22 protein-coding genes are annotated in these 21055 nt (G+C 58.1%); 14 read left to right on the forward strand and 8 right to left on the reverse strand.

What is annotated here, in order from left to right; translation table 11 throughout:
• Positions 1-28: 28 nt before the first annotated feature.
• On the forward strand, positions 29-805 hold the full coding sequence (locus NOR97_RS07045) for an enoyl-CoA hydratase-related protein (RefSeq protein ID WP_170344421.1): 777 nt from the start codon (positions 29-31) through the stop codon (positions 803-805).
• An 11-nt stretch (positions 806-816) separates the two neighbouring features.
• Here NOR97_RS07045 and bmt read toward each other — a convergent pair whose 3' ends face one another.
• A complete protein-coding gene (gene bmt / locus NOR97_RS07050; protein WP_257600673.1) occupies positions 817-1830 on the reverse strand; it encodes a betaine--homocysteine S-methyltransferase in 1014 nt (337 codons plus the stop codon).
• A gap of 120 nt (positions 1831-1950) precedes the next feature.
• A complete protein-coding gene (locus NOR97_RS07055; RefSeq protein WP_257600675.1) occupies positions 1951-2268 on the reverse strand; it encodes a DUF1476 domain-containing protein in 318 nt (105 codons plus the stop codon).
• Between the two features lie 187 nt (positions 2269-2455).
• Here NOR97_RS07055 and purC point away from each other — a divergent pair, with 187 nt between their 5' ends.
• From purC to NOR97_RS07095, 8 genes are all read left to right on the forward strand, one after another.
• Positions 2456-3211 carry a phosphoribosylaminoimidazolesuccinocarboxamide synthase gene (gene purC, locus NOR97_RS07060; protein ID WP_117869044.1) on the forward strand — a complete coding sequence of 252 codons (756 nt, stop codon included), beginning with the start codon at positions 2456-2458 and terminating at the stop codon, positions 3209-3211.
• 139 nt (positions 3212-3350) lie between these two features.
• Positions 3351-4016, forward strand: a complete 666-nt coding sequence (locus NOR97_RS07065) for a MarC family protein (protein ID WP_170344416.1) — start codon at positions 3351-3353, stop codon at positions 4014-4016.
• A 115-nt stretch (positions 4017-4131) separates the two neighbouring features.
• Complete coding sequence (gene purS / locus NOR97_RS07070; RefSeq protein ID WP_117872765.1) at positions 4132-4362, forward strand: phosphoribosylformylglycinamidine synthase subunit PurS; 231 nt, start codon at positions 4132-4134, stop codon at positions 4360-4362.
• 4 nt (positions 4363-4366) lie between these two features.
• Positions 4367-5410: a zinc-dependent alcohol dehydrogenase family protein gene (locus tag NOR97_RS07075; RefSeq protein ID WP_257600678.1), complete on the forward strand. Its 1044-nt coding sequence runs from the start codon at positions 4367-4369 to the stop codon at positions 5408-5410.
• A gap of 11 nt (positions 5411-5421) precedes the next feature.
• Positions 5422-6090, forward strand: a complete 669-nt coding sequence (purQ, locus tag NOR97_RS07080; protein ID WP_257600679.1) for a phosphoribosylformylglycinamidine synthase subunit PurQ — start codon at positions 5422-5424, stop codon at positions 6088-6090.
• Positions 6091-6222: 132 nt separating this feature from the next.
• Complete coding sequence (locus NOR97_RS07085; protein WP_371809329.1) at positions 6223-7905, forward strand: ATP-binding protein; 1683 nt, start codon at positions 6223-6225, stop codon at positions 7903-7905.
• 12 nt (positions 7906-7917) lie between these two features.
• Positions 7918-9252 (forward strand): sigma-54 dependent transcriptional regulator, encoded by a 1335-nt coding sequence (locus NOR97_RS07090; RefSeq protein ID WP_050603452.1) that lies wholly within the window; start codon positions 7918-7920, stop codon positions 9250-9252.
• Between the two features lie 508 nt (positions 9253-9760).
• A complete protein-coding gene (locus NOR97_RS07095; RefSeq protein ID WP_257600680.1) occupies positions 9761-12631 on the forward strand; it encodes a ribonuclease E/G in 2871 nt (956 codons plus the stop codon).
• A gap of 49 nt (positions 12632-12680) precedes the next feature.
• Here NOR97_RS07095 and NOR97_RS07100 read toward each other — a convergent pair whose 3' ends face one another.
• Entirely contained in the window at positions 12681-12914 is a 234-nt protein-coding gene (locus NOR97_RS07100) for a sulfurtransferase TusA family protein (protein ID WP_257600681.1), read from the reverse strand.
• Positions 12915-13020: 106 nt separating this feature from the next.
• Between NOR97_RS07100 and NOR97_RS07105 the strand changes: the two genes are divergently transcribed.
• The 4 genes from NOR97_RS07105 (at position 13021) to NOR97_RS07120 (ending at position 17339) form a co-directional block, all read left to right on the forward strand.
• Positions 13021-13773: a cytochrome c biogenesis CcdA family protein gene (locus NOR97_RS07105; protein ID WP_210092321.1), complete on the forward strand. Its 753-nt coding sequence runs from the start codon at positions 13021-13023 to the stop codon at positions 13771-13773.
• A gap of 62 nt (positions 13774-13835) precedes the next feature.
• The gene (locus tag NOR97_RS07110; protein ID WP_257600682.1) at positions 13836-15038 is read left to right on the forward strand and encodes a hypothetical protein; all 1203 of its coding nucleotides are present in this window, start codon (positions 13836-13838) and stop codon (positions 15036-15038) included.
• Entirely contained in the window at positions 15035-16384 is a 1350-nt protein-coding gene (locus NOR97_RS07115) for a cytochrome P450 (protein ID WP_257600684.1), read from the forward strand. The genes NOR97_RS07110 and NOR97_RS07115 overlap by 4 nt, the downstream gene beginning before the upstream one ends.
• A gap of 73 nt (positions 16385-16457) precedes the next feature.
• Entirely contained in the window at positions 16458-17339 is an 882-nt protein-coding gene (locus NOR97_RS07120; protein ID WP_170344395.1) for a fructose bisphosphate aldolase, read from the forward strand.
• Between the two features lie 4 nt (positions 17340-17343).
• Here the strand turns inward: NOR97_RS07120 and NOR97_RS07125 are convergent, their stop codons facing one another.
• From NOR97_RS07125 to fumC, 4 genes are read right to left on the reverse strand one after another with little or no spacing between them, the layout of a single operon-like run.
• Complete coding sequence (locus NOR97_RS07125; protein ID WP_257600685.1) at positions 17344-17946, reverse strand: DNA-3-methyladenine glycosylase I; 603 nt, start codon at positions 17944-17946, stop codon at positions 17344-17346.
• Between the two features lie 58 nt (positions 17947-18004).
• Positions 18005-18226, reverse strand: a complete 222-nt coding sequence (locus NOR97_RS07130) for a ribbon-helix-helix domain-containing protein (protein ID WP_170344392.1) — start codon at positions 18224-18226, stop codon at positions 18005-18007.
• Positions 18223-18399, reverse strand: coding sequence for a DUF4169 family protein (locus NOR97_RS07135; protein WP_257600686.1), 177 nt, complete (start codon positions 18397-18399; stop codon positions 18223-18225). Before NOR97_RS07135 ends, NOR97_RS07130 begins: the two co-directional genes overlap by 4 nt.
• Positions 18399-19793, reverse strand: coding sequence for a class II fumarate hydratase (fumC, locus tag NOR97_RS07140; RefSeq protein ID WP_257600687.1), 1395 nt, complete (start codon positions 19791-19793; stop codon positions 18399-18401). The genes NOR97_RS07135 and fumC overlap by 1 nt, the downstream gene beginning before the upstream one ends.
• Before the next feature lie 205 nt (positions 19794-19998).
• Here fumC and NOR97_RS07145 point away from each other — a divergent pair, with 205 nt between their 5' ends.
• Entirely contained in the window at positions 19999-20562 is a 564-nt protein-coding gene (locus NOR97_RS07145; protein WP_170344388.1) for a hypothetical protein, read from the forward strand.
• 27 nt (positions 20563-20589) lie between these two features.
• Here NOR97_RS07145 and NOR97_RS07150 read toward each other — a convergent pair whose 3' ends face one another.
• Complete coding sequence (locus NOR97_RS07150) at positions 20590-21048, reverse strand: SspB family protein (RefSeq protein ID WP_152457909.1); 459 nt, start codon at positions 21046-21048, stop codon at positions 20590-20592.
• Between the last annotated feature and the right edge of the window lie 7 nt (positions 21049-21055).

The raw sequence follows: 21055 nt of genomic DNA on the forward strand, positions 1-21055 counted from the left end.
AAACACATGGCGCGACGGGAGGGTTTTCATGAATTACGAAACGGTTGCTCTGGAGATTGCAGACGGTCTGGCAGTTTTGACGCTGAACAGGCCGGACAAGATGAACGCCCTGACCACTCAGATGCGTGCAGAGATTACGCACGCCATGAAAGATGCAGCGGTCAAGGCGCGCTGTGTCGTCATCACCGGTGCTGGTCCCGCGTTTTGTTCGGGGCAGGATCTGGGTGATGCGTCTTCAACCGGCAAGATCGATCTGGAACGGTCGCTGCGCGATGAATACGAACCGATGTTGGAAGCGATCCACAATTGCCCGGTACCCACGATTGCCGCGGTGAACGGACCGGCGGCCGGGGCAGGCGCGAACCTTGCCCTTTGTGCCGATGTGGTGATTGCCACGGAAAGCGCCTATTTTCTTCAGGCATTTGCCCGTATCGGTCTGCTTCCCGATGCCGGGGGAACATGGTTCATGCCCCGTCAGATGGGGTTGGCCAAAGCGATGGGCGCGGCCTTGTTTGCCGACAAGATCACTGCAAAGCAGGCGGATGAATGGGGCATGATCTGGGAAGCCGTGCCGGATGACGCTTTCGCCGATCATTGGCGCAAGAGGGCAGAGTATCTGGCAAAAGGACCCACGGCCGCCTATGGCGCGATCAAGCGGGCCATTCGCGGAACGTATGAAAACACCCTGCAACAGCAGCTTGCGACCGAGGCGCACCTGCAAGGCGAATGTGGCCGTTCCAGGGATTTTGCCGAAGGTGTCGTGGCCTTCATGGAAAAACGCCCTCCGAAATTCGAAGGGCGCTGATCAGGCTGGCATCATGCGCGGCGGCGGCGGCGTGTGCGGCGTTCCGGCGCCGCATCGTCATCCGTCCCGTCCGAGGCGGATGTGAACGGACCCAGCGCATCAGTGATCTGATCGAGCGTCGGGCGTTCACCACGCGGCGTGGTGTCCAGCGCCTCACGCATCTTGCGCAGGTGGTCGGGCATGGTTCCGCAGCACCCGCCAATAATCGTCGCGCCGGCATCCCGCGCCATGGCGGCATACTGCCCCATCAGTTCGGGTGTTCCGTCATAATGGATGTGACCATCCACGTATTTCGGAATGCCTGCGTTGCCCTTCGAGATCAGCGGGCGTTCAGTGCCTTGCGCGGCAAAACCCAGCACGGTGCGCAGAATGTCGGACGCGCCGGTGCCGCAATTTGCACCAAAGGCGATGGGAGGATTCGGCAGAGTTTCGACCAGCTGGGCCAGATCGGCCGAGGTGACACCCATCATCGTGCGTCCGGCCGTGTCAAAGCTCATTGTGCCGCACCAGGGCATGTCGGTCAGGGCAAAGGCTTCGGCGGCGGCGCGAAACTCTTCGGGGGCGCTGATGGTTTCCACCCACAGAACATCCACGCCACCGTCTTTCAGCGCTTCCGCCTGTTCGTGGAACATTTCCACGGCTTCCGCGTGCGACAGGCTGCCGACCGGTTCCATGATTTCCCCGGTTGGGCCGACCGATCCTGCAACGACGACTGGTCGTCCGGCCTTGTCGGCGATTTCGCGTCCCAGCTCTGCGCCGATGCGGTTCAGTTCGCCCACGCGGTTGTGGGCGTCATGCAATTTCAACCGTGCCGCCGTGCCGCCGAATGTGTTGGTCAGGAACAGGTCGCTGCCTGCATCAACCGACCCCCGATACAGAGCCCGGATCTTGTCCGGGGCATCCACGTTCCAGAGTTCGGGAGCGTCACCAGATTGCAGGCCCATGTTGAACAGATTCGTCCCCGTGGCACCATCGGCCAGAATGGCGTCATTGGATTCCAGAAGCTTGCTCAGCGCGTTTGTCATAGGGTTGTTCCAGGAAAAGGCGCAAAACGCCGTTAAAAAAGAGACGCCCCGTGTCTCATGACCAAGGCGTCAAATCAAATTCATAAAACTCATGAAGATCATGAGTCAGACGCCGAAGGCTCAGTTGGTCTCGCTCAGGACCTGTGCCTTGGCTTCCGGCAGTAGCTCGGCCATTTTTGCGCGAATTTCATCGTCCGAGGACAGGTTGCCCAGATCGCCCGAAACCTTGCGAACGACATCTTCGTGCCCGGCTTCCTCGAAGTCGGAAATCACGACCGTCTTTGCATATTCTTCGGCGTCGGCACCGGATTTACCCAGTTTTTCAGCAGCCCACAGACCCAAAAGCTTGTTGCAGCGGGCTTGTGCCTTGAACTGCATCTCTTCATCATGGGCAAATTTGGCTTCAAAGGCGTTTTCGCGTTCGTCGAACGTGGTCATAGGGTAAGGACCTCTTGGGTTATGTCTTCTTTCCTGATGATATGACTATACGACGTCTCTTGCGCAAGGGATTTGCGCTGCGTCAAAGCCTCTCGGCTACATGAACTTGCGGGAAATGGGTGCTTGGACTATGAGGACGCCAACGTGAGGGGACTCATTCCCTCTGTGCAGAGTGGAAAGGTCGCTTATGGCGCGTCGCAAGAAAATCTATGAAGGCAAGGCCAAGATTCTGTACGAAGGCCCCGAACCGGGCACGATCGTCCAGTATTTCAAGGATGACGCCACCGCCTTCAACGCGGAAAAGAAGGACGTGATCGACGGCAAGGGTGTGCTCAACAATCGCCTGTCCGAATTCTTCATGACCGGCCTGACCCAGATCGGCATTCCGAACCACTTCATTCGCCGCCTGAACATGCGTGAACAGCTGGTTCGCAACTGCGAAATCGTTCCGCTGGAAGTGATCGTGCGCAACTATGCCGCCGGATCGATGTCCAAGCGCCTGGGCATTGCAGAAGGCACGCAACTGCCGCGTCCGATCGTCGAGTACTGCTACAAGGACGATTCGCTGGGTGATCCGCTTGTCACCGAAGAACACATCGCCGCCTTTGGCTGGGCCAGCCAGCAGGACATGGACGATATCCTCAGCCTCGCCCTGCGGGTGAACGATTTCATGAGCGGTGTGATGCTGGCGGTGGGCATTCGTCTGGTCGACTTCAAGATCGAGATCGGCCGCGTGTTTGAAGGCGACTATCAGCGACTGATCGTTGCTGACGAAATCAGCCCTGACAGCTGCCGCCTGTGGGATATCGAAACCGGCCAGAAACTGGACAAGGACGTCTTCCGCCGCGATTTGGGCAGTTTGACCGACGCCTATTCCGAAGTTGCACGCCGACTGGGTGTCCTGCCCAGCAACAATGTCACCAAACCGACATTGATCAACTGAGCAGGGTTGGGTCGGAACCTCGCCAAAGCGCCGCAACCGTGTTTGCGGCGCCTTTTCGTTCGCGGTTGAATTTGACAGCTTCCCGTTTCCCAAGCATGTTTGCCACGGGCAGGCGCAAAAGGTTCAGGATGGGTGTCAAATGGCGGAACTGTTTGATCAGACAGTATTTCTGAAGTTTCTGGCCGCCGTGCTTGCAATCTTCAATCCGCTTTACAACATCCCGATTTTTCTGAGCATGACGAAGAACTGCTCGGCGGCTGAACGCCGCCACGTTGCGGTTGTTGTCATGATCTCGGTTACCGTCATTGCTCTGACCGCTGTCGTGATCGGGGAAGAAGTGCTTGGGGTGTTCGGCATTGATGTGCCGGCTTTCCGGATTGCCGGGGGGATCATCATTTTCGGTATCGGGATGTCGATGTTGAAGGCCGAAGACCGGCCACCGGGCGATCAGGCCGCGATGGAAGACGGGCACGAGCGGAAACTGAATTTCGCCGTCGTACCGCTGGCGATACCTTTGACCATCGGGCCGGGCACGATTGCCATCACGATCGTTTTTTCGCACCAACTGTCGAACGGCGCCGAAATCGTGACGCTGGGTTCGGCGATCCTGATTGCCTGCGCGATCGTGGGGCTGGGATTGTTGTTCGCAGATCAGATCTCGCGCCTGTTGGGTGAGACAATGATCAATGTCCTGACCCGGATCATGGCAATCCTTCTGGTCGCCGTCGCGGTCGAGATGGTTCTGACCGGCACGTTCCATGCGATTGACGCGCATTATCCGGGATTGGCCAAAGAAGGCGGATAGCTGGATTGCTGCGGCAAACTGCTTTGCAAACAGGGTTGTCGAAAGCCATTTGGCGCGCTATCCCCCGCGCAACGAAATGGGCCTCGGATTGCGGGCCGCAGGTGGAGTTGCCAAAATGAAAGCACGGGTTCATGTGATGCTCAAGAACGGGGTGCTGGACCCGCAGGGCGAAGCAGTTCGGCACGCATTGGGTGCAATGGGCTTTGATCAGGTCGAAGGTGTCCGCCAGGGCAAGGTGATCGACCTTGAACTGGCCGACGGCGCGACCGAAGCAGATGTGACCGAGATGTGCGAAAAGCTGTTGGCCAACACGGTTATCGAACGCTACGAGATCGAACTGGTCTGATGGAATGCGGGCCGCGCGTCTGATCACCTCCCAACAACCGCTCGAGGTAATGACGATCCCGGACCCCGCACCTGCGGAGGACGGCGTGGTCGTGCGGGTGCTGGCCTGCGGCGTGTGCCGGTCAGACTGGCACGCGTGGTCTGGTTCGGATCCGGACGTCGTCTTGCCCATCACCCCCGGGCATGAGTATTGCGGAGAGGTGGTTTCCGTCGGCGCGCGCGTCACCCGGTGGCGTGTCCGGGATCGGGTGATCGCACCTTTCATTCTGGCTTGCGGCCGGTGTCCGGATTGTGCGCAGGGTCATCAGACGATCTGCCCCGATCAGGTTGTACCGGGGTTCACCTGTGACGGCGCTTTTGCGGAATATGTCGCGGTGGCCCATGCCGATGCGAACCTGACGCCCTTGCCGGACAGCATAGCGCCGGACATTGCGGCCGCGTTGGGATGCCGCGTGACGACAGCCTGGCAGGCATTGGTCGGACGGGCACAGGTGCAGGGCGGTGAATGGATTGCCGTCTTCGGCGGCGGTGGTGTCGGGATTTCCACTTTGCTGCTGGGCAAGGCGCTTGGCGCACGTGTCGTGGTTGTCGACATCACGGATGATAAACTGAATTATGCCAAGGCTCTGGGCGCTGACGCGGTGGTCAATGCGGCAACCTGCGATGCGCCGCAGGCGGTGAAGGATCTCACCGGTGGCGGTGCCCATGTCGCGATCGAGGCGCTTGGCGTTGAAGTGACGACCGTTTCCGCAATGCGTTCCCTGCGTAAAATGGGGCGCATGGTGCAGATCGGGATGCCAGCCGGGGATCACACGCAGATGGCGTTACCGATGGATGTTCTTTATTCCGGTCAGCTTTCCGTCTTCGGAACGCGCGGCATGCCAAGTTGGCGCTATCCGTCTTTGCTGTCGCTGATCGCGGGCGGCGGAATTGACCTGAGCCCGTTGGTCACGCGAAAAATATCTCTGAACCAGGTGAGCGCCGAGCTTGCCGCCTTTGACCATCCAACCCCTCCGGGCGTTGCGGTCGTCACCGATTTTGTCTCGTAGGAGGGCCCGCCATGCGCGCAGCCGTAATCGTTTTCCCCGGATCAAACTGTGACCGAGACCTTGCGGTCGCTTTCGAGCAGGCCGGTTTTCAGGTCGACATGGTCTGGCACAAGGATGCCGCGCTGCCGGAAGGCATTGATATCGTGGGCGTCCCAGGTGGTTTTTCCTATGGCGACTATTTGCGCTGCGGTGCAATTGCCGCGAAATCTCCGATCTGCAAGGCCGTGATCAATCACACCGAACGCGGCGGTTACGCCTTGGGGATTTGCAACGGATTTCAGGTTCTGACGGAAACGGGGATCCTGCCGGGGGCGCTGTTGCGCAATGCAGGGCTCAAATACATCTGCAAGACTGTGGGCCTGAAAGTTGAAACCAGCGACAGCGTCTTTACCGGTGGCTATAACGCAGGCGACGTGATCGGTATTCCGATCGCTCATCACGACGGCAACTATTTCGCGGATGACGCGATGCTGGCGGCGCTGAGAGATCAGGACAGGATCGCATTCACCTATACCGAGAACCCCAATGGCTCGGTCGGTGATATCGCGGGGATCCTTTCCGAAAACCGTCGTGTTCTGGGTATGATGCCGCATCCCGAGCGCGCGGCCGATCAAGGGCATGGCGGCACCGACGGGGCGGCGCTGTTCCGCGCATTGTCAGGTGTGTTTGAAGCGGCGTGACTTGAGGTCACGCGCGCCCGCGCGTAACGTCTGATCATGAACTCGGACGTGCGATCAGGCTGGTCAAAGCTGCTGAAACCGTTTCGCGGCGCCCCGTTGGGGTGGCGGCTGCGGCTGGCTGTTCTTGTTTTGATGGTGGCAACAATCGCAACGGTTTGGACCACCAACCGCTTGTTGACTGACAGGTTCACCGAATCCACCCGCAACCGGGCCGAGCTGCGCCTTGCGCTGTATTCCGGCAATTTGCTGAGCGAACTGCGCCGCAACTCGATCGTGCCCCAGTTGCTGGCGCGGGACCCGACCCTGATTTCGGCACTGCAATCCAGGGACTATTCGCTGTCGACGCAGCGTTTGATTTCGTTCGTAGAGGAAATCGGTGCGGCGTCGTTGATGCTGTTGGATGGAGACGGGCGAACGGTTGCGGCGACGGACCGGAACAGGCTGGGTGAGGCGCACCGGAATATTCCTTATTTTGTGGACGCGATCCGGTCAAATGCGACGATCTTTTCCGTTATTCCCAAGGAATCCGGCGGATACAGCTTTGTCTATTCCCGCCGGCTTGAAAACAGCGCGGAAATACTTGGCGTGATCGTTGTCGAAGTTGATCTGCAAAAGTTTGAACAGGCATGGGCCGGTATTTCGGATGCGGTGATGGTCACTGACAGCACCGGAACCATCATTCTGTCCACCGAACCGCGCTGGCGGGGTCTGGATGAGGGGGCGGCCCTGCTGCGTCAACCGCCGCAAGGGGCGATCCAGCGGGCCATTCGCGCAACGACCGACTGGACCGCTTTGCCGCCTGACGCCTACCTTCAAGGCGAGGCGGTAATGCGTCTGGAAACCCGCATCCCGTTCCGCGGCTGGCAAATGACATCATTCACGACCTATGCCTCGATCCGCGAGAAAGTGAACAGCGTTCTGGCGCTCGAGATCATGGGCTTTGCGATTCTTCTGGCGCTGGCGTTCTACGCGCTGAGCCGACGCGCGACGTTGCGCATGACCCTGTTTCAGCGCGAGTCGGCAGAGCTTCGCGCATTGAACGCCAGGCTACAGCGGGAAATCGCTGAGCGCGAACGGGTTGAAAAGACGTTGGATTTGGCCGAACAGACCCTTGCCCAAAGCTCGAAACTTGCTGCTCTGGGTGAGATGTCAGCGGCCGTCAGTCACGAGCTGAATCAACCGCTGGCTGCAATGAAAACCTATCTGGCCGGTGCCCGTCTGCTGTTGCGTCGAAACCGGCCGGAAGAAGCGTTGGCAAGTTTTGGGCGCATCGATGGCCTGATTGAACGGATGGGGGCGATTACGCGGCAGCTCAAATCTTACGCCCGCAAGGGGGCGGATGCGTTTTCACCTGTAAATCTTGGCGAAGCGCTGGCCTCGGCCTTGTCGATGATGGAACCGCAGCTGCGCCAGCGCCATGTGAAGATCACCCAGATCCTGCCGGAAGAACCGGTGGTGGTGATGGGGGACCGGATGCGGATCGAGCAGGTGATGGTCAACCTCTTGCGCAATGCGCTGGACGCCACCAAATCAGTGGCAGAGCCGGATGTGGAAATCATCCTGGCGGCGGGTGACACGGCTGTGCTGACCGTGCGCGACAACGGGCATGGGATCGAAGATATCGAGAACCTGTTCGAACCGTTCTATACCACCAAACAACCCGGAGATGGAGTTGGGCTGGGGCTTGCCATCTCGTCGGGGATCGTGAACGACCATGGGGGACGGCTGACTGCGCGCAACGGCCAATACGGCGGTGCGGTGTTTGAAATGCAGTTGCCAGCACTGGGAAGCGACGGCCTCGAGGCCGCGGAATAACGAGGAATGACTATGGCACAGGCCATGAAAATTGCCATTGTGGATGACGAACAAGACATGCGCCAATCGATCAGCCAATGGCTTGCTTTGTCCGGATATGACACGGAAACCTTTGCCAGCGCGGAAGACGCGCTCAAGGTTCTGGGGCCGGATTATCCGGGGATCGTGATCTCGGACATCAAGATGCCGGGTATGGATGGCATTCAGCTTCTGAAAAAGCTGATGGGTGCCGACAGCACCCTGCCGGTGATCATGATCACCGGTCACGGCGATGTTCCGATGGCGGTCGAGGCGATGCGGGTTGGCGCGTTTGATTTCCTTGAAAAACCGTTCAATCCAGACCGTATGTCCGAGCTGGCCAAACGCGCCAGCAATGCGCGCCGACTGACACTGGACAACCGTGCGCTGCGGCGCGAGCTGTCCGGTGGCACGCAGATCATGAACAAGCTGATCGGTGCCAGCCCGGTCATGGAGCGGCTGCGCGAGGATATTCTGGATCTCGGCCAGGCCGACGGCCATGTGTTGATCGACGGTGAAACCGGTACCGGGAAAACGCTTGTGGCTCACGCGCTTCATGCCGTTGGCAGCCGTGCAGGCAAGAAATTTGTCCTGGTGTCCTGCGCCGCGCTTGAAGAAGATGCACTGGCCAAGCGTCTCTTTGGCCCCATGATGCCCGAGGATGCGCAACTGCCTGCCATCGAAGAGGCGCGGGGTGGAACGCTGGTTCTGGAAGATGTGGAAGCGTTGAGCGATACGTTGCAGGCCAAGCTGCTGAGCGTGATGAACGAGCAGGGCACACCTGCCGAGACCCGGATCGTTGCCATCTCGAACTTGCAGGAGGCGGGCAAGACATCGGAAGACGTGCTGCGCCCGGACCTGTTCTATCGTCTGGCCGCGCTGCGCATCACCATGCCGCCACTGCGGCAGCGGGGCGAAGATATCCTGACCCTGTTTACGCGGCTGAGCGAGCAGTTTGCCGAGGAATACGGTTGCGATGCACCCCAGGTGAGCGCGCAGGAGGCTGCGCAACTGTTGCAGGCCCCTTGGCCCGGCAATGTGCGTCAGTTGATCAACATTGCCGAACGGGCGGTGCTTCAGTCGCGCCGTGGCTCGGGCACCATCGCGTCTCTGTTGATGTCCGATCACGAAGAGATGCAGCCTGTGATGACGACCGAGGGCAAGCCGTTGAAGGAATATGTCGAAGCGTTCGAGCGAATGCTGATCGACAACACGATGCGCAGGCACAAAGGCTCGATTGCGTCCGTCATGGACGAGCTTTGCCTTCCTCGCCGGACGCTGAACGAGAAGATGGCCAAATACGGCCTTCAGCGGTCGGACTATCTGTAAGCGATGCGATTTGGGGGCTCTGCCCCCGTCGCCTGTGGCGCCTCCTCCGGGATATTTTGGGCCAGATGAAGGGGGCTGCACCGTTGGTTTGGGGGCGGAATGCAGTTTGCCCATTGTCTTTTCCACAGGGTTGCTTTTATTGTGGCGGAACGGGCCGGGCGAATTTGACGCCTGCAAGTCCCGAATCTTTGAGTTTCGCTGCTGATCCGTTGGTGAGGGTCAAGACCTCGCGGTTCAGCAGACCGATTATGCCCCTGAAGGGGCAGTGGAGTACCTGAGCCCGGGATCCCCGGGCGAAAGGAATAAATGGGCAGGCAGCATTCAGACGCACCTGTCGGAGAAGAACCGCGATGACGCGCGCGCAACGATTGAGAGAACGGGCAGGGGGCCACAGCGCCAGACCCTGCCGCGCGCCGTCTGATATCGCCCTGACAAGACACCTCCCCAAAAGCGCCTGTCCGCCTGGACAGGTCAGGACAACGCGTTTGGCGCGGTGCACCAAGGACAAATGGCTAAGAAAATGCTTATCGATGCCACCCACGCGGAGGAAACCCGCGTCGTGGTGGTTGACGGAAACAAGGTCGAGGAGTTCGATTTTGAATCCGAAAACAAACGCCAGCTTGCCGGCAACATCTATCTTGCAAAAGTAACTCGGGTTGAGCCATCGCTTCAGGCGGCCTTTGTGGACTATGGCGGGAACCGGCATGGTTTCCTGGCATTCTCGGAAATCCATCCGGACTATTACCAGATCCCCGTCGCCGACCGTGAGGCGCTGATGGAGGAAGAGCGCGCCTATGCCGAGGCAATGAAGGCGCGCGATGAGGCAGAAGAGGCCAAATCCAAGAAGCGGCGGTCTCGGTCTCGCTCGAAGGCTGCTGACGTGAAATCGGATGATCCGGTTGAAACGATGGAGGTTTCGACCGAACCAACCGGCATGGAAACCATCGATCTGGACGAGGGTGAAGAAGCAGGTGTTGAGGTTCCGGAAGGAACGTCGCCGATGGAAGTCGTCGCTGAAACTCCGGTAGAGGAGCCAGTTGACGATGACGTGCCGGCCACTGATGACGCAACCGAAACCGCATCGGATGAGGCTGCGTTAGACGACGTAGCCGAGGAAGCCGCTGAACAGGCTGTCGAGGCGTCGGACGACGACGCGGAGGACCAGGCCGAAGAGGCAGTGGAAGCCGGTGAAGAGGTTCAATCGGAAGGGGAAGAAGCCCAATCCGAGCCCGAGCAAACAGAAGAACTTGTTGAAGCTGCGGATGATGAACTGGACGCGGATGAGGACGGCAGCGACAGCCAAAGCACGGACGCTGCATCAAAAGACGCATCGATTGAATCGGTTGCCGATGAGGATGACAGCGAAGACATTCGGCCGCCACGCAAACCGCGTCCGCGTCGTTACAAGATACAGGAAGTCATCAAAGTGCGTCAGGTTCTGCTGGTGCAGGTTGTCAAGGAAGAGCGCGGAAACAAGGGTGCTGCGCTGACGACCTATCTTTCGTTGGCAGGACGGTATTGTGTTTTGATGCCCAATACCGCACGTGGCGGTGGCATCAGCCGCAAGATTACCAATGCGGCGGACCGGAAAAAACTGAAAGAGATCGCAACGGATATCGATGTGCCGACCGGGGCGGGTTTGATCATTCGAACCGCCGGGGCCAAGCGAACCAAGTCCGAGATAAAGCGCGACTATGAATACCTTCAGCGCTTGTGGGAACAGATCCGGGCGCTGACACTGGAATCCATCGCGCCGGCAAAGATTTATGAAGAAGGCGATCTGATCAAACGGTCGATCCGAGATCTTTACAACCGCGATATCGACGAAGTCTTGGTCGAAGGCGAGGGCGGGTACCGCATCGCCAAGGATTTCATGAAGATGATCATGCCGTCTCACGCCAAGAACGTGAAACGGTATGAAGATGCGCTGCCACTGTTCGCGCGCTATCAGGTGGAAAGCTATCTGGCGGGGATGTTCAACCCGACCGTACAGTTGAAATCCGGTGGTTATATCGTGATCGGCGTGACGGAAGCGCTGGTGGCGATCGACGTGAACTCGGGCCGTGCCACCAAGGAAGGGTCGATCGAGGAAACCGCACTCAAGACCAACCTTGAGGCCGCTGAAGAGGTTGCACGCCAGTTGCGTCTGCGCGATCTGGCCGGTCTTATCGTGATCGATTTCATCGATATGGATGAGCGCAAGAATAATGCGGCCGTTGAAAAGCGCATGAAAGAGCGGTTGAAAACCGACCGTGCGCGAATCCAGGTGGGGCGTATTTCGGGCTTTGGCTTGATGGAAATGAGCCGTCAGCGTCTGCGCCCCGGCATGATCGAGGCAACGACACAGCCGTGTCCGGCCTGTCACGGCACCGGCCTGATCCGCTCGGACGACAACATGGCCTTGTCGATCCTGCGTCAGATCGAAGAGGAAGGTACCCGTCGCCGTTCGCGCGAAGTTTTGGTGCGCTGCCCTGTCAGCATCGCCAACTTCCTGATGAACCAGAAACGAGAACATATTGCGCAGATCGAAGCGCGGTATGGGCTTTCGGTGAGGATTGAAGGGGATATCCATTTGGTCAGCCCGGACTTCTCGATGGAGAAGTTCAAGACGGCCAGCCGGATCGTTCCCGAGGCCACGGCGCCCGTTGTTTCTGTTGATGCGTCACTGATGGATCTTGTCGATTCATCGGACGCGGAAGAGGCCGAAGAGGAAACCGTTCAGACCGAAGAAGAGGCAAAGCCCAAGCGCAAGCGCCGCCGTCGTCGCCGCAAGAAAGGCTCGGGCAATGGCGATGCGCCCGAGCAGATCGCTGAAGAGGGTGAAGCGCCCGCACAAGAAGACGCAGAGAGCGATACGCCTGTCGTTGAAAATGCTGAACCGGCTGAAGCTGAGGCTTCGGAGGAAGAAAAACCGGCCAAGCCCAAGCGCAAACGCGCCCCGCGTCGTCGCAAGAAAGACGCGGTTGCCGAAGAAGTTGCGGAACAGTCTGAAGAACCAGCCGTCACGACGGCGGACGCCGTGACCGAAGAACCGGCAGCCGAGGAAGCCGGTGAGTTCATCGAGGGCGAAAGTGCCGAGGACGTGGCGGAGCAGGTCGAGGTGGCCGCCGAACCAGCCGAAGTACAGGCTGATGCTCCGCTGCCGGCAGAGCAACCTGCAAACGGTGTGGATGCGGCGCCAGCGGTTGAAGAAGCGGATGAGGCGGAAAAGCCGTCCGCGGAAGCTGTAGAAGCCTCTGAAATCACGGAAACCGACGATCCTGCCGAAGACGGGACAGCAGAAGCAACGCCCGAGCCAGTGCTTGAAGGCGTAGCGGAAGAGCCTGAGCCTGTACCGGCCAAGCCCAAACGACGCGGTTGGTGGTCGCTGGGAAGCTAACGAAAAAGGCGGGCTGATTGGCCCGCCTTTTTTTGACCTGAAACATAGGTCAGCTGGATTTTTGGATCAGATAGATCTGATGTGCGCCGTCAGTGTCCTGCGAAAGCAGTCTATGCCCAGCCTCGGCACAAAAATGCGGAACATCCACGATGGCCGCAGGATCATCGGCCAGAACCCGCAGAACGGCACCCTCCGGCATGGATTTCAGTCGTTTGCGGGCTTTCAGGACGGGCAAGGGGCACAACAGGCCCAAGGCGTCCAGGGTATCTGAAATTTCTGACATGATTTTCGGGATAGGGTGAAGTTGTAATATTGTCCAGATTCCGTGCACGAGGATGTGACCGTTTGGCCCCGTGACGGATCGCTCTTCATCACATATGTGCAGAAACATGTTCGGAATCGAAATCATAGACGCGGGACTTCTGCCCGCCATGTTCGTCGCGCTACTGGGTGGCCTGATCAGCTTTCTGTCGCCTTGCGTATTGCCCATCGTACCGCCTTATCTGGCCTATATGAGCGGCGTTACCATACATGAGATGCAGGACGAGGCCCGCGCGCGGCGCAAGGCGACCATGTCGGCGCTGTTCTTTGTCATGGGCCTGTCGACCGTCTTTCTGCTGCTTGGCTTTACCGCATCGGCCTTTGGTGCGTTTGTGCTGCAAAATCAGGTGCTGTTCGCCAAGCTGTCCGGTGCCGTCGTCATCGTCTTTGGCCTTCACTTTCTGAATGTCTTCCGGATTCCTTTTCTGGATCGCGAAGCACGGATTGAAACCGGCGATTCCGGTGGTTCGGTCTTTGGTGCCTATATCCTTGGCCTTGCTTTTGCATTCGGCTGGACCCCGTGCATTGGGCCACAACTGGGGGCGATCCTGTCATTGGCGGCGAACGAAGCGTCGGTCGCGCGTGGTACGTTTCTGCTGGGTGTTTACGCTGCGGGCTTGGGTATTCCGTTCTTGTTGGCAGCCATGTTCCTGAATCGCTCGATGACCGTGATGAACCGGATCAAACCGTATATGGGCACGATCGAGAAGGTCATGGGCGGCCTGCTGTTGTTTGTGGGCATCATGCTGATAACCGGGCTTTTCACCCGCTTCAGCTGGTGGTTGCTGGAGACTTTTCCGGCGCTGGCAAACTTCGGGTGATCAACTGACGCACTTACCTTGACCTCAAGCCTGCGTTAACCTGCGCATCAGAAGGTAAGGGCATGAGCAGTCACAAAAATCAGCCGCAGGTGCGCAGACGTCGGATGTTCTATATTCCCGGCTATGATCCGATGCCGCCCCGGCGATATCGCGAGCTGTATCGCACCGAGTCTCAGAAACAGGCCCGGATCTCGGGGTACGAGATCGCAATCGCCCCAAAGACAACGGACGGACGTTTTGGCTGGCGCGTGACCTCGGAACAAGATGGCCTGACCGTTGAAACGGAATTCGAGGTTCTGGTGTGGTCCGACATCGTGCGCGACAGCATGTCGGTCTCGATCCCGGCGACCTATTGGCAATTGGCCCGCACGGCGTGGATTTACATATCAACCGGTACGTTGTGGCGTCTGATGCGATTGCGCAAGGGCCCGGTGATCGCGGCGTTGTATCCAGTGGCGATGTTGGTGTCTCAGCTGCTGATCGCGCTTGCGGTGGCATGGGCATGCATAGCCATGGCCGGTTGGTGGGGGCTGTTCCCGGGAGCGGCCGCAGCCGTTGCGCTGTTGTTATGGTTTCGCAAGGTCGACAACCGGCTGTTTGCGTATTACCTGATGCATGATTACGCCTATTCAGCGCAGTTGAACGGGCAAATGCCGGTCGAGCTAAGGGACAGGTTGGCTTCGTTCCGAGAGACGATCGAAGCTGCGCTGAAGTCCGATGTGGATGAGGTGCTGGTCGTTGGCCATAGCTCGGGCGCGCATCTTGGGGCGTCTGTTCTAGCCGGGCTGATCCGAAAAACGAACGTGCAGGAGCGGCGGGCAGCACTGTCTTTCCTCAGCTTGGGGCAGGTGGTTCCGATGGTTTCGTTTCTGCCTCGGGCATACGATTTGCGGTCCGATCTGCATTTCCTGTCCACGCGGTCCGAACTCACCTGGATCGATGTCTCGGCCCCCGGTGATGGCTGCGCCTTTGCGCTTTGCGATCCGGTTGCGGTCACGGGCGTGGCCGGCGCCGACAAACGTTGGCCGCTGGTCCTGTCGGCGGCTTTCACGCAAACCTTGTCTCCGGAACGCTGGAAGGTTTTGCGATGGCGGTTTTTTCGCCTGCACTTTCAGTACCTTTGCGCGTTCGACAAGCCGGGAAGCTATGACTATTTCCGGATAACGGCTGGCCCTTTGACGCTGAAGCAAAGGTTTGCGGATCGTGAGGCTTCGCGCAGCCGCATCGAGACGCCTGTGTCCAAGTTCACCTCGGTACGCCCATGACCCCGCCCAAGCCAGACCCGCGCCCTGATAAGGTTTCTTTGCTTCGCTATGTGAAACTGTTCAGACATGACCTGCTGTCGGCGCAGCCAGCCCGGTTGTATCGCGCGTGGATGGCAGAATTCAAAACCCCGTTCTTCCGATCGTTCCTGATCAATCAACCGGACCTGATTCAAACTGTTCTCAGGAAACGGCCTGACGATTTCCCCAAATCCGGCAGGATCAGCGAAGGCCTGCGGCCGTTGCTTGGCAATTCGGTGTTTCTGACCAATGGCGAGGTCTGGAAACGACAGCGGCGGATTATCGATCCGGCGTTCGAAGGCGGGCGTCTGAAGGATACATTCCCGGCCATGCTGGCCGCTGCCGAGGCATGTGTGGAACGGCTGCGACCTTGTGTCGGCGGGGAACTCGAATTCGAAGAACAGACAAGCCATGCCGCGGCGGACGTCATATTCCGCACCCTGTTTTCCGTTCCCATCGAAAACGCTATCGCCAGCCAAGTGTTTGAAAAGTTCCGGGCCTATCAACGCGCGCAACCTTTGCTGAATCTCGCGGCTTTTGTTCCATTGCCAAAGTGGCTGCCCCGGTTTCATTCCAGGGCGACCAAACAAAACGCGCGGGATATCAGGGCGCTGATTGCCGAACTGACCAGAACACGCGCAAAGGCCATCAAGGACGGAACGGCACCTGATGATCTTGCGACCAAGATCATGACGACGGCTGATCCCGAAACCGGACAGTTCTTCGACCCCGACGAGATGGTTGATCAGGTAGCGATCTTTTTTCTTGCCGGGCATGAAACCAGTGCGTCAGCCTTGGCCTGGACGCTGTACCTGATGGCCCTTTACCCGGAATGGCAACAGAAGGTTGCAGATGAAGCCGCCGTTCTGGATGATCCTTCATTTGGCTGTATTTCAAAACTCCGGATCAGCCGGGATGTGTTTCGCGAAGCGCTGCGTCTTTATCCTCCGGTGCCCATGATAGTTCGCGAGGCCACGTGCCCCGAACGGTTCCGTAACCGGGATGTGCCGGTTGGCGCGCAAATCGTGATCAGCCCGTGGCATTTGCACCGTCAGGCGCGTTTGTGGGACGATCCGGATGGTTTTGATCCTATGCGTTGGGGCACGGAAAACGGCAAGCGCTGCCAGCGCGACGCTTACATCCCGTTCTCTGCGGGTCCCCGAGTGTGCACCGGGGCCGGGTTTGCAATGGTCGAAGGGCCGCTGATCCTGTCGATGCTCTTGCGCCGTTTCAGGTTCGAAACAATCCCGGGAAAAACACCTGTTCCGGTCGCGCATCTGACGGTTCGATCCAAAGATGGCATATGGTTGCGCCTGTTTGAGCGCTAACAACCTACCATCGGTTCACGCCCTGTTGTATGCGGGGAGGAACATCGGAATCATCATTGAACGGGAAAACAATATGTCCAAAGCAGAACAGCGCGCGCAGATGATCAACGGCACGGGCTTTATCGCGGCACTGGATCAAAGCGGCGGATCAACCCCGAAAGCGCTTGCGTTGTATGGTGTCGAGGCATCCGACTACAACTCAGACGAAGAGATGTTCGGTGAAATCCAGAAGATGCGTGCCCGCATCATTCTGGCCGACGATTTCACAAAGGACAAAGTGATTGGTGCAATCCTGTTCGAACGTACCCTGGGCGAAGAGATCGAAGGCCGCAAGGTTGCCGATTACCTGTGGTCGGTCAAAGGTATCGTGCCTTTCCTGAAGATCGACAAAGGCTTGGAAGAACAGGCAAATGGCGTTCAGATGATGAAACCGATCCCCGGTCTGGCCGAGACCCTGGCCAAGGCCGATGGTGTGTTCGGCACCAAGGAACGCTCGGTCATTCACGAAGCGAATGCCGACGGCATCGCGGCGGTGGTTGCGCAACAGTTCGACGTCGCCCGCGAAGTCACCGATGCCGGTATGGTTCCGATCGTGGAACCCGAAGTGAACATCCATTCGGAAACCAAGGCCGAAGCAGAAGACATCCTGAAGGCTGAAATCCTCAAAAACCTCGATCAACTGGCCGAGGGTCAGGAAGTGATGCTGAAGCTGACGATCCCGACAAAGGCAAACCTGTATGACGCGCTGGCAGACCACCCGCGGGTATTGCGGGTTGTGGCCCTGTCGGGCGGTTATTCGACGGAAGAAGCCTGCGACCTGTTGAGCCGAAACGGCAAAATGATCGCATCCTTCTCGCGGGCTTTGACCGAAGGTCTGTCGAAGCAGCAGTCAGATGCAGAATTCAACGCGGCCTTGGGTGGCAACATCGACAAGATTTACAAAGCCTCGGTCTGATCCGTCAGACAGGTTTGATGAAAGAGCGGCGCATCTGTGCCGCTTTTTTTCTGCCGATGCAGCCCTCGGCGTGGTCATTGACAAGCCCCATGGCCTGCATGAACGCAAACACGGTTGTAGGGCCGACAAACTTCCACCCCCGTTTCTTGAGATCCTTCGACATGGCCACGGATTCGGGTGATGTGGATGCTGTTTGCGGGGGCGGAGGCGTTTCAGCCTCATAACGCCAGACATAAGCCGCCAGAGATCCTTCGGCGGCCACAAGGTCCTGCGCGCAACGCGCATTGTTGATCACCGCTTCAATCTTGCCGCGATGACGGATGATCCCGGCGTCCTGTAGCAGGCGTTCCACATCTGCATCAGAAAACGCGGCCATCTTGTTGAAATCAAATCCGCAGAAGGCTTTCCTGAAGTTTTCGCGCTTGTTCAGGATTGTCCGCCAGCTGAGGCCTGACTGAAAGCTCTCGAGGCACAGTTTTTCAAACAACCGTCGGTCATCGTCGACAGGGTAACCCCATTCATTGTCGTGATATTCAAAGAATTCAGGCGCGGCCTGACACCATGTGCATCTTTGCTGCCCATCCGGCCCGGTAATGGTGTCGCTCATGGTTGTACCCTTTTTGTTCCAGCTCACGTTACACGTCGAGGCGACGGCGTGACAAGTCTCAATCAGGGTTTCGGAACCAGTTCAGCACAAAGACGCGTATGGCCGATGCAAGACCCGTTTCCGGGTCGCGCTCCACATCAATCTCAGCCGCCAAGACATTGATTGGCTTATCTTGTTCCTGAGCGATCTCGCGAAAAGCACGCCAGAATTCATCCTCGAGTGATACCGAGGTTCGATGCCCTTTCAGGGTCAAAGAGCGTTTGACAGGGCGGCCGCTCATTCGTCCAGCTCATGATTTTCGAGGTCGCGCTTTTGTTTTTTCTGTTGAAGCTTCACGACTTCTTTTTCAGCTTTCGTTCGCCCAAACGCGACGGCGTTCCGGTCGGCGCGGGCCTTTTTCACGGCCCGCGCTTTTTCTTTTCGATACCGGTTCAGATTGACCGGCTTGCCCATCAGTCTTTCGGGCCGATCATCTGTTCGGGGCGGACGACGGCATCAAAGGTCGCTTCGTCCACGAAGCCCAGTGCGATGGCTTCTTCCTTGAGGGTGGTGCCGTTCATATGAGCGGTTTTCGCAACGGTGGTCGCATTGTCATAACCGATTGTAGGGGCAAGCGCCGTGACCAGCATCAGCGATTCCTTCATCAGTTTGTCGATGCGCGGCTCGTTCGCTTTGATGCCCAGCAGCATCCGCTCGGTAAAGCTGTCGGTGGCATCCCCCAGCAACTGGATCGATTGCAGCAGGTTGTAGGACATCATCGGATTGTAGACGTTCAATTCGAAATGACCTTGCGACCCGGCAAAATTCATCGCCGCGTTGTTGCCCATCACATGCGCGGCGACCTGCGTCAGCGCTTCGGCCTGCGTTGGGTTTACCTTGCCGGGCATGATCGACGAGCCGGGCTCATTTTCCGGCAGGATCAGCTCACCCAGGCCGGAACGAGGCCCGGAGCCCAGGAAACGAATGTCGTTTGCGATCTTGTAGCAGCTGCCGGCAATCGTCGCCAAAGCGCCCGACAGGAAGACCATGGCATCATGGGCGGCCAGCGCTTCGAACTTGTTCGGTGCCGTCACGAAGGGCAGGTCGGTGATCTGGGCCATATGGCCTGCGACGGCCTTGTCCCAGCCGTGCTGGGTGTTCAGGCCGGTGCCAACGGCCGTACCGCCCTGGGCCAGTTCATAAATCCCCGGCATTGCCGCGTGTACACGTGCGATCCCCTGACGAACCTGGTGGGCATAGCCACTGAATTCCTGACCCAGTGTCAGCGGTGTCGCGTCCTGCGTATGGGTTCGGCCGATCTTGATGATGTCCTTGAATTCCTCGGCCTTCTGCTCGAGCCCGGACGCCAGTTTCTCAAGCCCCGGAAGCAGCACGTCACGCACGCTCATCGCTGTTGCGATATGCATGGCGGTTGGGAAGGTGTCGTTCGACGACTGTCCCATGTTGCAGTGGTCATTCGGGTGTACCGGGTCTTTGGATCCGATCTTTCCGCCCAGAATCTCGATAGCTCGGTTGGCGATGACCTCGTTCGCATTCATGTTCGACTGGGTGCCCGAACCCGTCTGCCACACGACCAACGGGAAGTTGTCGTCGAACTTGCCCTCGATCACCTCGCCTGCGGCCTGAATGATCGCATCTGCTATCTTTGCGTCCAGTTTGCCCGTTGCCTTGTTTTCCATGGCGCAGGCTTTCTTGATCACGCCCAGCGCGCGCACGATGGCGACCGGCTGCTTTTCCCAGCCGATGGGAAAATTCATGATCGAGCGCTGCGTCTGCGCGCCCCAATATTTGTCGGCAGGAACCTCGAGCGGGCCAAAGCTGTCGGATTCTGTGCGGGTTTGAGACATCGGTCACTCCGTCTGGTATGCAGTTGTATGCCGTTTAGCCGCAGCCACGCCGTGACGCAATCGGCCAGTTGCGCGCACCTTAAACTCAAGGACGTCAAAGGTATAGGCGCAGGGTGCGTCACTTTAATCGCTATTGGCGGGGAATGTGCATTGTTTGCGGACACCTCTGGGCTACAATAGAGAAATGACCGCCCAGGAGGATAAAATGCCAAATTTACATCGCCTTAAGCTTGAGAAAGCTGCCGCGATACTTGCAGTTTGCGCTTTGTGGCTGTCGATTCTGAGTTTGCAGGCCCGCGCGGCAGAGATTACACCGTTCATAGGAGATTATGTCGGTTCAGCCGAAGTAGTGGACGCGGATGGCACGACAACGCCCCGCGACATGAGCGTTTCCATCGTCGAGACCAAGAACGGCTTCAACGTCAGTTGGCGGACGACGACATACAAGCCGGACGGACGTGTTAAGGACCAGAAATTCTCGATAGATTTTGTTCCGTCAGACCGCCCTGATGTGTTTTCGGCGGCGATGAAGCGCAATGTCTTTGGTCACGAAGTGCCATTGGATCCGATGAAGGGCGAGCCGTTTGTATGGGGCCGCATTGTCGGCGACACGCTGACTGTGTTTTCGTTGTTTATAGATGAGGACGGAGGATATGAGTTGCAGCAATTCGACCGTACGCTGGCCGAGGGCGGGCTGAACCTCGCATTTTCACGATTCATAGATGGTAAAAAATCCCGGTCGGTCGAAACTTTTCTGATGAAACGATAAACCCCGCGCCGGGCGGGGTTTGAAGGTTCATTTCCGGAAGCTGTCCAGCGACACGATATCCGCATCGTGATGTATTTCTTCTTCTTCGACTTCGATGTCGTCTTCGATGATCTGATCTTCTTCGATTTCGTCTTCCGGGCTTTCAAAGCGAAGGCCGAATTCCACGGATGGGTCCACGAAAGTCTTGATTGCGGAATAGGGGACGTACAGCGGTTCTGGGGCATCGCCAAAGTTCAAAGTGATGCCAAAGCCGAGGTCACCAACTTCGAGGTTCTCGAACCAGTGCTGCATGACGATGGTCATTTCTTCGGGATAGCGTTCACGCAGCCAGTCGGCGATTTCCACACCATCTTCACGTGTGTCGAAAGTGATGAAAAAGTGATGCGCCCCGGGTAAACCGGTTTCAGAAACTTCCTTCAGCACTGTTTTTATCAGGCCGCGCATGGCGGTGTGCATCAGGTTTCCATAATCGATGCCTTGCGACATGTGTGAT

The organism is Ruegeria sp. YS9, from assembly GCF_024628725.1.
Taxonomy (GTDB): domain Bacteria; phylum Pseudomonadota; class Alphaproteobacteria; order Rhodobacterales; family Rhodobacteraceae; genus Ruegeria; species Ruegeria atlantica_C.

Coding starts and splice junctions, on each gene's coding strand:
- NOR97_RS07045 (WP_170344421.1), top strand. CDS start 29: ATGAATTACGAAACGGTTGCTCTGGAGATTGCAGACGGTCTGGCAGTT.
- bmt (WP_257600673.1), bottom strand. CDS start 1,830: ATGACAAACGCGCTGAGCAAGCTTCTGGAATCCAATGACGCCATTCTG.
- NOR97_RS07055 (WP_257600675.1), bottom strand. CDS start 2,268: ATGACCACGTTCGACGAACGCGAAAACGCCTTTGAAGCCAAATTTGCC.
- purC (WP_117869044.1), top strand. CDS start 2,456: ATGGCGCGTCGCAAGAAAATCTATGAAGGCAAGGCCAAGATTCTGTAC.
- NOR97_RS07065 (WP_170344416.1), top strand. CDS start 3,351: ATGGCGGAACTGTTTGATCAGACAGTATTTCTGAAGTTTCTGGCCGCC.
- purS (WP_117872765.1), top strand. CDS start 4,132: ATGAAAGCACGGGTTCATGTGATGCTCAAGAACGGGGTGCTGGACCCG.
- NOR97_RS07075 (WP_257600678.1), top strand. CDS start 4,367: ATGCGGGCCGCGCGTCTGATCACCTCCCAACAACCGCTCGAGGTAATG.
- purQ (WP_257600679.1), top strand. CDS start 5,422: ATGCGCGCAGCCGTAATCGTTTTCCCCGGATCAAACTGTGACCGAGAC.
- NOR97_RS07085 (WP_371809329.1), top strand. CDS start 6,223: ATGGTGGCAACAATCGCAACGGTTTGGACCACCAACCGCTTGTTGACT.
- NOR97_RS07090 (WP_050603452.1), top strand. CDS start 7,918: ATGGCACAGGCCATGAAAATTGCCATTGTGGATGACGAACAAGACATG.
- NOR97_RS07095 (WP_257600680.1), top strand. CDS start 9,761: ATGGCTAAGAAAATGCTTATCGATGCCACCCACGCGGAGGAAACCCGC.
- NOR97_RS07100 (WP_257600681.1), bottom strand. CDS start 12,914: ATGTCAGAAATTTCAGATACCCTGGACGCCTTGGGCCTGTTGTGCCCC.
- NOR97_RS07105 (WP_210092321.1), top strand. CDS start 13,021: ATGTTCGGAATCGAAATCATAGACGCGGGACTTCTGCCCGCCATGTTC.
- NOR97_RS07110 (WP_257600682.1), top strand. CDS start 13,836: ATGAGCAGTCACAAAAATCAGCCGCAGGTGCGCAGACGTCGGATGTTC.
- NOR97_RS07115 (WP_257600684.1), top strand. CDS start 15,035: ATGACCCCGCCCAAGCCAGACCCGCGCCCTGATAAGGTTTCTTTGCTT.
- NOR97_RS07120 (WP_170344395.1), top strand. CDS start 16,458: ATGTCCAAAGCAGAACAGCGCGCGCAGATGATCAACGGCACGGGCTTT.
- NOR97_RS07125 (WP_257600685.1), bottom strand. CDS start 17,946: ATGAGCGACACCATTACCGGGCCGGATGGGCAGCAAAGATGCACATGG.
- NOR97_RS07130 (WP_170344392.1), bottom strand. CDS start 18,226: ATGAGCGGCCGCCCTGTCAAACGCTCTTTGACCCTGAAAGGGCATCGA.
- NOR97_RS07135 (WP_257600686.1), bottom strand. CDS start 18,399: ATGGGCAAGCCGGTCAATCTGAACCGGTATCGAAAAGAAAAAGCGCGG.
- fumC (WP_257600687.1), bottom strand. CDS start 19,793: ATGTCTCAAACCCGCACAGAATCCGACAGCTTTGGCCCGCTCGAGGTT.
- NOR97_RS07145 (WP_170344388.1), top strand. CDS start 19,999: ATGCCAAATTTACATCGCCTTAAGCTTGAGAAAGCTGCCGCGATACTT.
- NOR97_RS07150 (WP_152457909.1), bottom strand. CDS start 21,048: ATGTCGCAAGGCATCGATTATGGAAACCTGATGCACACCGCCATGCGC.